General features: G+C 55.8%; 11 protein-coding genes. 10 read left to right on the top strand and 1 reads right to left on the bottom strand.

From position 1 onward, the window contains the following. Positions 1 to 3 precede the first annotated feature (3 nt). The 10 genes from serC to pyrF all read left to right on the top strand — a co-directional run bounded on the left by serC (position 4) and on the right by pyrF (position 10987). Positions 4 to 1077 (top strand): 3-phosphoserine/phosphohydroxythreonine transaminase, encoded by a 1074-nt coding sequence (gene serC, locus CHH28_RS17660; RefSeq protein WP_094061560.1) that lies wholly within the window; start codon positions 4 to 6, stop codon positions 1075 to 1077. Between the two features lie 6 nt (positions 1078 to 1083). Next, a complete protein-coding gene (pheA, locus tag CHH28_RS17655; protein WP_094061559.1) occupies positions 1084 to 2175 on the top strand; it encodes a prephenate dehydratase in 1092 nt (363 codons plus the stop codon). Continuing rightward, positions 2172 to 3284 carry a histidinol-phosphate transaminase gene (hisC, locus tag CHH28_RS17650; protein ID WP_233243651.1) on the top strand — a complete coding sequence of 371 codons (1113 nt, stop codon included), beginning with the start codon at positions 2172 to 2174 and terminating at the stop codon, positions 3282 to 3284. The genes pheA and hisC overlap by 4 nt, the downstream gene beginning before the upstream one ends. After that, entirely contained in the window at positions 3281 to 5518 is a 2238-nt protein-coding gene (locus CHH28_RS17645) for a bifunctional prephenate dehydrogenase/3-phosphoshikimate 1-carboxyvinyltransferase (RefSeq protein WP_094061557.1), read from the top strand. The genes hisC and CHH28_RS17645 overlap by 4 nt, the downstream gene beginning before the upstream one ends. Further along, complete coding sequence (gene cmk / locus CHH28_RS17640) at positions 5515 to 6183, top strand: (d)CMP kinase (RefSeq protein WP_094061556.1); 669 nt, start codon at positions 5515 to 5517, stop codon at positions 6181 to 6183. The genes CHH28_RS17645 and cmk overlap by 4 nt, the downstream gene beginning before the upstream one ends. A gap of 107 nt (positions 6184 to 6290) precedes the next feature. After that, positions 6291 to 7988, top strand: coding sequence for a 30S ribosomal protein S1 (gene rpsA / locus CHH28_RS17635; RefSeq protein ID WP_269843672.1), 1698 nt, complete (start codon positions 6291 to 6293; stop codon positions 7986 to 7988). A gap of 528 nt (positions 7989 to 8516) precedes the next feature. Next, positions 8517 to 8813: an integration host factor subunit beta gene (ihfB, locus tag CHH28_RS17630; protein ID WP_094061554.1), complete on the top strand. Its 297-nt coding sequence runs from the start codon at positions 8517 to 8519 to the stop codon at positions 8811 to 8813. Between the two features lie 10 nt (positions 8814 to 8823). Then, positions 8824 to 9108: a lipopolysaccharide assembly protein LapA domain-containing protein gene (locus tag CHH28_RS17625; RefSeq protein WP_094061553.1), complete on the top strand. Its 285-nt coding sequence runs from the start codon at positions 8824 to 8826 to the stop codon at positions 9106 to 9108. Then, positions 9105 to 10280 carry a hypothetical protein gene (locus CHH28_RS17620; RefSeq protein ID WP_157729991.1) on the top strand — a complete coding sequence of 392 codons (1176 nt, stop codon included), beginning with the start codon at positions 9105 to 9107 and terminating at the stop codon, positions 10278 to 10280. Before CHH28_RS17625 ends, CHH28_RS17620 begins: the two co-directional genes overlap by 4 nt. After that, positions 10277 to 10987 carry an orotidine-5'-phosphate decarboxylase gene (pyrF, locus tag CHH28_RS17615; protein WP_094061551.1) on the top strand — a complete coding sequence of 237 codons (711 nt, stop codon included), beginning with the start codon at positions 10277 to 10279 and terminating at the stop codon, positions 10985 to 10987. Before CHH28_RS17620 ends, pyrF begins: the two co-directional genes overlap by 4 nt. Positions 10988 to 11004: 17 nt before the next feature. On the opposite strand, the gene CHH28_RS17610 is transcribed toward pyrF, so the two are convergent. Next, positions 11005 to 12132: an aminotransferase class V-fold PLP-dependent enzyme gene (locus CHH28_RS17610; RefSeq protein WP_094061550.1), complete on the bottom strand. Its 1128-nt coding sequence runs from the start codon at positions 12130 to 12132 to the stop codon at positions 11005 to 11007. Positions 12133 to 12224: the final 92 nt, after the last annotated feature.

Raw genomic sequence — 12224 nt, 5'->3', positions numbered from 1 at the left:
GTCATGACACGTGCATACAACTTCTGCGCAGGTCCCGCGGCACTGCCAACGGACGTGCTGCAACAAGCTCAGCAAGAAATGGCCGACTGGCACGACAAAGGCCTGTCGATTATGGAAATGAGCCATCGCAGCAAAGAGTTTGTTGCGGTGGCTGAGCAAGCCGAGCAAGACCTGCGTGAGTTGATGCAGGTGCCGGACAACTACAAAGTCCTATTTATGCAGGGCGGTGCCAGCAGTCAGTTCAGCATGGTGCCAATGAACCTGTTGCGTGGTCAGGCGAAGGCCGACTACATCTTGACCGGTCAGTGGTCGAAAAAGGCCATCGCCGAGGCCAAACGTTATTGTGATGTGCACCTGGCTGCCAGCACCGACTTCGCCTCGGCGCCGACTCAGGCAGAACTTGAGCTCAGTGCCGATGCGGCCTACGTACATTATTGCCCCAACGAAACCATCGGTGGCGTACGCTTCGATTACATCCCAGAGACCGGCGCTGTGCCCTTGGTCGCCGACTACTCGTCCGCCATCTTGTCTGAGCCGTTGGATGTGAGTCGCTTTGGCATGATCTACGCCGGAGCGCAAAAGAACATTGGCCCGGCGGGTTTGTGCGTGGTAATTGTGCGTGATGATTTGTTGGGCCAGGCGCTGCCCGGTACGCCAGCCATGTTTGATTACCAAACCGCAGCCAATAACGGTTCGATGTACAACACGCCGCCAACCTACAGCTGGTATCTGGCGGGCTTAGTGTTTCAGTGGCTGAAAGCTCAGGGCGGCGTTGAGGCCATCGGCGAGGTGAATCGTCGCAAGGCGGCCAAGCTGTACGCCTTTATCGATGGCAACGATTTTTACGCCAATCCGGTCGCTCTGGCCAATCGCTCCATTATGAACGTGCCGTTCACCTTAGCCGATGACAGCCTGGATGCGGCGTTCCTGCAGCAGAGCGAACAGGCCGGCCTGTTGAACTTGGCAGGACATCGCAGCGTCGGTGGCATGCGTGCCAGCATTTATAACGCGGTGCCTGAGGCGGCGGTGGATGCACTGATCGATTTTATGGGCGATTTTGCTCGCCGTCATGGGTAATACAGAATGAGCGAAGCAGAAGAGTTAGGCGCGCTGCGCGATCAAATTGATGCCATCGACCAGCAAATTCAGCAGCTGATCAACGAGCGTGCGCGCTGTGCGCAGCAAGTGGCTGAGGTGAAGCAAAAGTACTGCTCTCCCGGCGACAGCGTGGTGTTTTACCGCCCGGAGCGCGAAGCACAAGTACTGCGCAAAATCATGGCGCGTAACCAAGGGCCGCTGGGTGATGAATCCATGGCGCGTTTGTTCCGTGAAGTGATGTCGCAGTGCTTGGCACTGGAGGAGCCGCTGACCGTGGCGTACCTCGGCCCAGAAGGCACCTTCACTCAGCAGGCGGCGCTCAAACACTTTGGTCATGCGGTCAGTTGCGCAGGCCAGATCTCTATTGCTGATGTGTTTCGCGAAGTGGAAAGTGGCGCTGCTCACTTTGGCGTCGTGCCGGTGGAGAACTCTACCGAAGGTGTGGTGACCCACACCCTCGACAGCTTCGTCGAGTCCAATTTGCTGATATGCGGTGAGGTGACGCTGCGCATTCACCATCATTTGCTGACTTCTGAGCCTTCTGCGTCGGTCACACGGATCTACTCCCATGCGCAATCCTTGGCGCAGTGTCGTTTGTGGCTGGATCAAAATTACCCCAATGTTGAGCGTATCGCGGTGGCGTCCAACGCCGAAGCGGCTCGTCGAGCCAGCCAAGAGCCGGGTGCGGCGGCGATTGCCAGTGAAGCGGCGGCAGAGCTGTACGCCCTGAAGCCAGTGCACGCCAACATCGAAGACCAACCCGATAACACCACGCGCTTTTTGATCGTTGGGCAACAGCCGACACAAAGCAGCGGTGATGATAAGACCTCCATTCTGGTCGCCAGTCGCAACGAACCAGGGGCGCTCTACCATGTGTTAGAGCCTTTCCACCGCGATGGTGTCAGCCTGACTCGTATTGAGACGCGGCCGTCACGCAGTGGCACTTGGAGCTATGTCTTCTTTATCGACTTTGAGGGGCATCGCGACGATGAGCGTATTGTGCCTCTGTTGGCAGAAATTCAGAGCAAGGCCGTCGACTTTAAATGGCTGGGCTCCTACCCAAAGGCAGTGTTGTGAAGAACTTATTGCAGATGGCCTCCCCCGGAGCGCAGGCCTTACACCCGTATCAGCCAGGTAAGCCGGCCTCCGAGTTAGCGCGAGAAATCGGACTTGAGCCTGGCGCCATCGTTAAGTTGGCAAGCAATGAAAACCCGCTGGGTCCTAGTCCTTTGGCACAGGCCGCAGTGCATGAATTATTAGCACTGAGTCGCTATCCCGATGGCGCGGGCTTTGAGTTGCGCCAGACCTTGGCTGAGCATTTACAGGTTGAGCCGGCGCAGTTAACGCTGGGCAACGGCTCCAGTGATCTGTTGGATTTTGTCACCCGTATTTTTGTTCAGCCGGGCGACAACATCGTGGTCTCTGAGCACGCTTTTTCTTTGTACGGTTTGAATGCTACGGCGGTGGGCGCTGAGGTGCGTGAGGCGCCGGCAAAAGATTTTGGTCATGACCTTGCTGCTATGGCGGCGCTGGTGGATGAGCGTACACGCTTGGTGTTTATCACCAACCCCAATAACCCTACTGGCACCTGGTTGGCAGAAGACAGCATTCGCGCGTTTTTGGCGCAGTTGCCAGAGCACGTAATCGCCATTCTCGACGAAGCCTATTTCGAATACGTTGACCAGGATGGTTATCCAGACGGCACCCGTCTGTTGGCCGACTTTCCACGCTTGTTAGTCACACGTACCTTCTCCAAGGCTTATGGTTTGGCCGCTTTGCGTGTTGGTTATGGCGTCAGCAGCACGGAGTTGGCAGAGCTGTTAAATCGAGTGCGACCACCGTTCAATGTCAATGCGGCAGCACAAGCGGCGGCGGTAGCGGCGGTGAAGGACCAGGCGCATGTACAGCGCAGTGTCAGTGCCAATCGTCTCGGTATGAAACAGCTGATAGACGCGTTTGAACAACTGGGGCTGGATTACTTGCCGTCGGTCGGTAACTTCCTGTGCGTGCGGTTAGACAATGCCAAAACCGTGAATGCGGCGCTGCTGCAGCGCGGTGTCATCGTACGTGCGTTAGGTGGTTACGGTATGCCTGAGTATTTGCGTATTTCGATTGGTACCGAGGCGGAAAATAAGCGCTTTATCGATATGTTGACCGAGGTGCTGGCACAGGGCGACGCGGCGTGACGGTAACACTTGGGCATGTCGCGGTGGTGGGGTTAGGTCTGATTGGCTGTTCTTGGGTCAAGGCGCTGCGCCAAGCGGGCTGTACCACAGCGGTGTCCGGCTTTGATCGCAATCTGGATTCGATGCAGCAGGCGCAGCAGCTGGGCATTATCGACAGCTACAGTGAGCAGCTAGCCGAGGTGGTCGCAGACGCCGACTTTATTATCGTGTCGGTGCCGATTAAGGCGGTTCGCTCCGTGCTAGAAGAGATCGCCCCCAGTCTGAAACACAATGCCATCTTAACCGATGTGGGTTCGGTAAAAGGGTCTGTGGCCAGTGATGTGGCCGCTGTGTTGGGTGCGCAGTTTGGGCGTTTTGTCCTCGGGCACCCGATTGCCGGATCTGAGCGCAGTGGTGTTGCCGCCGCCGATGCGGATCTGTATCGGCGTCATAAAGTGATCATCACGCCGCAGCCGCATACCGATACTGATGCGCTGCAGCAGGTGGTTGCAGCCTGGCAAGTGGCGGGTGCTGAAGTGGAGCAAATGGATGTGGTGCACCACGACGAAGTACTGGCCGCCACCAGTCATTTGCCGCACTTATTGTCATACAATCTGGTCGATACTCTGGCCAGTCGGCATGAAAACAAAGAAATTTTTCATTACGCCGCCGGCGGCTTTCGCGACTTTACCCGCATTGCGGCCAGTAGCCCGGTGATGTGGCGCGATATCTTTTCTGCCAATCGCGAGCAAATCCTGGCGGTGTTGGACATGTTCCAGCAGGACCTGACACAGTTGCGTCAGCACATTGAAGCCGACGATGTGACCCAGGTGATGGGCGTTCTGACGCGTGCCAAAGCGGCGCGTGACCACTTTTCTAAAATACTGGCCCGCAGGGCCTATGTTGAGCCTATGAAAACAGCCACTATTTCTTACCTCGCTTCTGCGGGCCGGGCACTGAGCGGGCAGTTCCGCGTGCCGGGCGACAAATCCATTTCCCATCGCTCCATTATGCTGGGCTCGCTGGCCAACGGCGTTACTGAAGTCAGCGGCTTTTTGGAAGGTGAAGACAGTTTGGCGACCCTGCAGGCATTCCGCGATATGGGCGTCGTTATCGAAGGCCCGCATCGTGGTCGAGTCACCATTCACGGTGTTGGCATGCACGGCTTGCAGCCACCTCCAGGGTCTTTGTACCTGGGCAACTCTGGCACCTCCATGCGCTTGTTGGCCGGCCTAATGGCGGGTCAGAAGTTTAATGTTGAGATGACCGGCGATGAATCTTTGAGTAAACGTCCTATGGGCCGCGTGGCCGACCCGCTGGCGCTGATGGGCGCCAATGTCGACACCGCTGATAGCGGACGTCCACCGGTACGGATTCGCGGTGGCAGCGCTCTGCGCGGCATTCACTACGATTTGCCGATGGCCAGTGCGCAGGTGAAAAGCTGTTTGCTGCTGGCGGGTTTGTACGCAGAAGGCGAAACCTCGGTGACTGAGCCGGCGCCAACGCGTGATCACACCGAGCGCATGCTAAAAGGCTTCGGTTATGACGTACAGGTCGACGGTTCAACGGCAACGGTAAAAGGTGGCGGTGAGCTGACGGCCTGTGATATCGACGTACCGGCAGATATCTCCTCGGCGGCCTTCTTTATGGTGGCGGCCAGCATTATGCCCGGTTCTGATATTACCCTGGAGCACGTTGGCATTAACCCAACCCGTATTGGCGTGATCAATATTCTGAAAGCCATGGGCGGCAATATTGAGCTGCTGAACGAGCGCGAAGTTGGCGGTGAGCCAGTGGCGGACATTCGTATTCGCAGCGCGCAGTTGAAAGGTATTCATATTCCCGAAGATCAAGTGCCGCTGGCGATTGACGAGTTTCCGTCGTTGTTTGTGGCGGCTGCCTGCGCCGACGGTGAGACGGTTCTGACCGGTGCTGAAGAGTTACGGGTCAAAGAAAGTGACCGCATTCAGGCCATGGTCGATGGTCTGGTGACCTTGGGTGTGGACGCCAAAGGCACGGACGACGGAGCGGTGATTCAGGGCATGGGCGGCGACGGTCAGTTTGGCGGTGGCGATATCGTCACTTACCACGACCACCGCATTGCCATGAGTTTTGCGGTGGCGTCGCTGCGCACAGCAGAGCCGATTCGTATTCTTGATTGCGCCAATGTCGCGACGTCGTTCCCTAACTTTGTTGAGTTGGCCAATGGCTGCGGCATGCACATCGAGGTGGTAGAAGAGGGTGCGACGGCATGAGCGTCATCACCATTGATGGCCCATCCGGTGCCGGCAAAGGCACTGTGTGCGCGCGTCTGGCCGCTGAACTGAACTGGCACCTGCTGGACAGTGGTGCCCTGTATCGCATCACTGGGTTGGCCGCCGAGCGCCAGTCGGTCGCCCTTGACGACGAGCCAGCGGTAGCCCAAGTTGCTGCGCAGTTGGACGTCACTTTTGAGCCTGGTATTGATGGTGTTGCTGTGGTCTTGGCCGGCGAAGAGGTCACCACTACCATTCGCACCGAAGAGGTTGGTAGTTTGGCCTCGCAGGTAGCAGCACTGCCAGCGGTTCGCGATGCTTTATTACAGCGTCAGCGTGACTTTGCCAAGGCGCCGGGTTTGATTGCCGATGGCCGTGATATGGGCACTGTGGTGTTTCCACAAGCTGACATTAAAGTCTTTTTAACTGCCAGTGCTGAAGAACGCGCGCAACGGCGCTTTCGCCAGTTGACCGAGAAGGGAATAAATGCTAGTTTGCCCGCCCTTATCGAAGACATCCGAGCTCGCGATGAGCGTGACAGCAGCCGTGCTGTAGCGCCATTGAAACCTGCCCAAGATGCCGTCGTCATCGACAGCACCTCCCTTAGCATTGATGAGGTCTGCGATCAGGTAATGGCGTTGGTGCATCAGGCCCGACTGATCTGAGGTAAATGACTGTACTAGTCAGCAGTGTGAGTGCAGTCAGTTTATTTATTAACTAACTCCAAATGACTGACCATTTGGACAGCGCGCAGGCACTGACCTGTGTAGCAATGAGACAGGAATTATCCATGAGCGAAAGCTTTGCTGAACTATTTGAAGAATCCTTAAAAGAACTGGACATGCAGCCAGGTTCTATCGTTACTGGTACCGTTGTTGACATCGACAGCGACTGGGTAACGGTGAACTCAGGTCTGAAGTCAGAAGCGGTTATTCCTCGCGCCCAGTTCCTGAATGAAAATGGTGAACTGGAAGTAGCCATTGGCGATGAAACTCAGGTATCTCTGGAAGCTGTAGAAGACGGCTTCGGTGAGACCAAACTGTCTCGTGAAAAAGCCAAGCGCGCAGAAAGCTGGAAAGAGCTGGAAAAAGCCTTCGAAGCGGATGAAATGGTTACCGGTATCATCAACGGTAAAGTTAAGGGCGGCTTCACAGTTGACCTGAAAAACATCCGTGCCTTCCTGCCAGGTTCTTTGGTTGACGTACGTCCAGTACGTGACACTGCACACCTGGAAGGCAAAGAGCTGGAGTTCAAAGTCATCAAGCTGGACGCCAAGCGTAACAACGTCGTTGTTTCTCGTCGTGCAGTGCTGGAAGCGGCTAACTCACAAGAGCGTGAAGAGCTGCTGGCTAACCTGCAAGAAGGTCAGTCAATCAAGGGTATTGTTAAGAACCTGACTGACTACGGTGCCTTCGTTGATCTGGGCGGCGTTGATGGCCTGCTGCACATCACCGACATGGCGTGGAAGCGCATCAAGCACCCAAGCGAAATCGTTGCTGTTGGTGACGAAATCGACGTTAAAGTGCTGAAGTTCGACCGTGAGCGCAACCGCGTATCTCTGGGTCTGAAGCAACTGGGTGATGATCCATGGGTGAACATCACTGAGCGTTACCCAGAAAACGCACGTGTTAAAGCGCGTGTTACCAACCTGACTGACTACGGCTGCTTCGCTGAGCTGGAAGAAGGTGTTGAAGGTCTGGTTCACGTGTCTGAAATGGACTGGACCAACAAGAACATCCACCCAAGCAAAGTCGTTCAAGTTGGCGACGAAGTGGAAGTGATGATCCTGGACATCGACGAAGAGCGTCGTCGTATTTCTCTGGGTATCAAGCAGTGCACCACCAACCCTTGGGAAGACTTCGGTACCAAGTTCAACAAAGGCGACAAGATCAGCGGTAAGATCAAGTCGATCACTGACTTCGGTATCTTCATTGGTCTGGACGGCGGCATCGACGGTCTGGTTCACCTGTCTGACATCAGCTGGAACGACAACGGTGAAGAAGCGGTTCGCAACTTCAAGAAAGGCGATGAGCTGGAAACCGTTATCCTGTCGATCGACCCAGAGCGTGAGCGTATCTCACTGGGCGTGAAGCAGCTGGAAAGCGATCCGTTCTCTGAGTACGTAGCAGAAAACGACAAGGGCGCTCTGGTAACTGGTAAAGTGATCGCGGTTGACGCGAAAGCAGCGACCATCGAACTGATCGCCGGTGTTGAAGCCACTCTGCGTGCTTCTGACATCAGCCGTGACAAAGTTGAAGACGCTCGCAACGTGCTGAACGAAGGCGAAGAAGTCGAAGCTCTGATCACTGCTGTTGATCGTAAGAACCGCACCATCAGCCTGTCCGTGAAAGCGAAAGACAGCGCTGAAGATCGTGCCGCTCTGAAAGAGCAACGCGCTAAGGCAGATCAAGAAGTGACTGGTCCTACCACCATTGGTGACCTGATTAAAGAACAGCTGAATCAGCAATAAGTTCTTGATGCTCTGAAAAAACCCGCTTTGGCGGGTTTTTTTATGCCCGCCATCCCTGGCGGGCACCCTTTGGGCCATCGACGATGGCGATGTTGATGCTGGCTCCATGCCATCATGCTATGCCCGCGTCCCTGGCGGGCACCCTTTGGGCCGCACTGACGTGCGTTCATCAACGTTCCCTACGTTGCTGTATGGATAGCGTCCGTGCTATCCACCCTTCGGGCCGCACTTGCGTGCGTTCATCAACGCTCCTGGCGTTGTTGTATGCCGGCCATCCCTGGCGGGCACCCTTTTGGCCGCACTGACCAGGGCTCCTGGCGCTTGTGATGCAATCTTGTCTCGCCTACCGGTGTGTAATTCACGGAAATCGGGCCCATAAGCGCTGAAACGCTGCCCGTTTGCGCCGAAAAACCGCTGAAAATAACGTCTGTTGATTTTTTAGACACTGATAGCTTGCAAAACTGACAAGCTAACTGCATGATTTAGCTGGATTTATTCTCAGCCCACGGGCGCTTGGAGGGACATCCAGTGACTAAATCGGAGTTAATCGAACGAATTGTGTCCAGACAGCCGCAGCTTTCGAGCAAAGATGTGGAGCTGGCAGTGAAGACGATGTTGGATCATATGTCGCAGACACTTTCATCGGGTGACCGCATTGAGATACGCGGATTTGGCAGCTTTTCGCTGCATTATCGCGCGCCCCGCATTGGCCGTAATCCGAAAACGGGTGAAACGGTGGAGCTGAAGGGGAAGTTCGTGCCGCATTTCAAGCCGGGTAAAGAACTGAGAGACCAGGTCAACCAGACCATGGAAGTGGAAGCCTGAAGAGAGACTTATGAAACAGCTCAAATTGGGCATCAGCATGCTGCTGTTTGTCCTGGTGTTGGTGTATGCCATCGCCTTTTCCGCCAATAACAGCACTGCGGTCAACGTTGATTTACTGACCGGCGCGGTTATTCAGGGGCCACTGTCGTTGTGGCTGGGTGCCATGTTATTGCTCGGCGCCGTGGCGGGGTATTTGTTGTCCTGGTTGAGTAAAGCCCGGCAATCCCTTGAGCTTCGGCGCTTACGGCGAGAAGTGAAACAACTGCAAGAGAGAGCCAGTAAACCTGGACTATGATGGATTCCGCCCTGATGTACCTGCTGTTGCTGGCAGGCGTCGCCATTGGCTGGGGCTTCGGATATCGCTTTGCCAGGCAAAGCAAACCTCCGGAACCAGACTGGATCCCCAACGTCGAGCTGCTGTTGGCTGAGGCCAATGACATTGCGCTTGAGCGTTTTCTAAGCGTTCCCCATATTGATGATGAAGCGCTCGATCTATTGTTAAAGCTTGGCCGCAGCTTGCGTGAAAAAGGCGAGGCTGACCGCGCCATTCACCTGCATCAATCCTTGTTTGCCCGCACCGATCTGCCCAAGCATTCCATGCAAGCGTTAGAGTTTGAACTGGCGGTGGATTACGCCCATGCCGGGCTGTTGGATCGTGCCGAGCGGTTATTTTTGGAGCTGCTGGAAAGCAAGGGGCGAGTGCAGGAAAAGGCCGCCTTTGCGCTGGTGGAACTATACGAAGAAGAGGGCGACTGGGTACAGATTCTCGAATTGTATCGGCGCAAATTGTTGCCCCATGACGATGGTTTGAACCGTCGTGTTGCCCACGCCGCCTGTGAGTTGGCCGATAAAGCCCGCCATCAGGGCGACTTTCTCGAACTGCATAAACTGTGCAAGCAAGCGCTCAAGGTCGATTCTCACTGTGCGCGTGCATTTGTGGTGCAAGGCGATTTGGCTCACAGCCAGGGAGAGCTACGCGAAGCGATTCGCTGTTACTTGCGCGCGGTGGAGGTCGATGGCCAGTCGATCATTCATGTGCTCGAACCGATGGTCGATTGCTTTCGGCAATTGGGTGATTTTGATGGCCTTAGCCGCTATCTGGGTGAGCATTGGCGCAGCACACAGTACGTGCCGGCGTTGATAGCGCAACTCGAGTGCGATGCTGAGCAAGGCGATGCGTCGGCATCGATCAGCCAGTTGTTGCAAGAGTTGTCGCATCAGCCGTCGAATCAGGGCTTTTTCGCCTTGGTGGAGCTGGTGATGCGCCATCGCCAGCAGCTGGACAAATCGCAGCTGATGCTGGTCTATGGTATCCTGCGCCGCATTGTTGAGAGCGAGCCCAGGTTCGTGTGTAATCACTGCGGCTTCAAAGCGACGGAAGCCCATTGGCGTTGCCCGAGCTGTAAAAGCTGGTCGACTTTGGGTGCCTTTGCCACGCAGCCGCCCGTTGCTAGGTTAAAACTATGACATCCCCCACCTGCGACTCTCCCGTCGTTGTTGCTTTAGACTTTCCCTCCGCTGCGCCCGCTATTGAACTTGCCCAACAACTCGACCCCAGTCAGTGCCGGTTAAAGGTCGGTAAAGAGCTGTTTACCAGTGTCGGCCCAAAGGTGGTCGAATCGCTGCAAACACTGGGCTTTGATATCTTTTTGGACTTGAAATTTCACGACATCCCTAACACCTGTGCGAAAGCAGTCGGGGCAGCCGCGGACCTGGGCGTGTGGATGGTGAATGTGCATGCCTCGGGTGGCCTGCGCATGATGACTGCAGCACGTGACGAGTTGCAGAAGAAGTCTCATCAGCCACTGCTGATCGGCGTTACCGTGCTGACGTCAATGGAGCAATCCGATTTGGCCGACATTGGCTTGGACATTGAGCCGCTGACTCAGGTTGAACGTCTGGCGCGCTTAACACAAACTGCAGGTCTCGATGGCGTTGTGTGCTCGGCGCAAGAAGTGGGGCTGATTCGCGAGGCGTGCGGCGCGGATTTCTTAACCGTGACACCAGGCATCCGCCCAGCGGGCAGTGAGCAAGGCGATCAGCGCCGCGTATTGACGCCGCAACAGGCGCAGCAGCAAGGCGTGAGCTATATGGTGATTGGTCGTCCGATCACGCAAGCAAAGAATCCCGCCGCCGCCTGTGCTGAAATCGTTCAATCTTTGAGCGCTCGTTAGAGCGCCCAAGGCGGTGATCAGATCAGCTGATCGATCACTGCCTCCAAGTTGGCGACGCTGCGCTCGATGTTGTGCAGCTTGTCCAAGCCGAACAAACCGATGCGGAAGGAGCGGTAGTTGTCGCCTTCATCGCACATCAAAGGCACGCCGGCCGCCGCTTGCATGCCTAGTGCGGCAAACTTGCTGCCGTTTTGCATGGCCGGATCATCGGTGTAGCTCACCACCACGCCAGGCGCTTTAAAGCCCTCAGCGGCAACGCTGCGAATGCCTTTGCTTTCCAGCATCTCGCGCACCGCTTTACCCAGCGCTAACTGCTCATCGCGCACCTTGTCAAAGCCATAGTCTTTGGTCTCCAGCATGGTGTCACGGAACTTCAGCAGGGCATCGGTAGGCATGGTGGCGTGATACGCGTGACCGCCGTTTTCATAGGCTTGCATGATCATGTGCCACTGCTTGAGGTTGCAGGCAAAGCTGCTGCTTTGACGCTCTTCCATTACCGCCAGAGCGCGCTCGCTCAGCATCACTAAGGCAGAGCAAGGCGACGCACTCCAGCCTTTTTGCGGCGCACTGATCAGTACATCTACGCCAATCGCTTTCATGTCTACCCACAGGGTGCCTGAGGCGACGCAATCGAGCACAAATACGCCGCCGACATTATGCACTGCTGTAGCTATGGCTTTTAAATAGTCGTCTGGCAGCAAGATGCCGGATGCCGTCTCGACGTGCGGGGCAAACACCACCTTTGGGCACTTGGCTTCGATGGCGGCAACAACGTCTTCAATGGGGGCCGGCGCAAACGGCGCTTGTGCGTCGTCACTGGTGCGACGCGCAGTCATAACGGTGCAGGAGGCGGGAATGTCCCCCATTTCAAAGATCTGACTCCAGCGATAGCTGAACCAGCCGTTGCGAATGACCATGCAATCTTGAGCGTGAGCAAATTGGCGCGCGACTGCCTCCATGCCATAGGTGCCGCCACCTGGCACCACCACAACGCTGTCGGCGTTGTACACGTCTTTTAATGTGGCCGAGATGTCACGCATCACCTGCTGGAACTGTTGCGACATGTGATTGAGTGAGCGATCGGTAAAAACCACGGAATATTCGAGCAAACCATCCGGATCGATATCGGCGAGCAGGCCAGCCATGGGCACTCCTGAGAAGGTTAAGAATGGAGAAAAGGGCCACATTAGATAAGAAATCGCCAACTCAGTAAAGCCAGCGTGCAAACGAGCTTTTG

Origin of the sequence: Bacterioplanes sanyensis (assembly GCF_002237535.1) — a bacterium.
Classification (GTDB): domain Bacteria; phylum Pseudomonadota; class Gammaproteobacteria; order Pseudomonadales; family Oceanobacteraceae; genus Bacterioplanes; species Bacterioplanes sanyensis_A.
The sequence above is the reverse complement of the archived record's forward strand: the minus strand, read 5'-3'. Positions and strand labels throughout refer to the sequence as shown.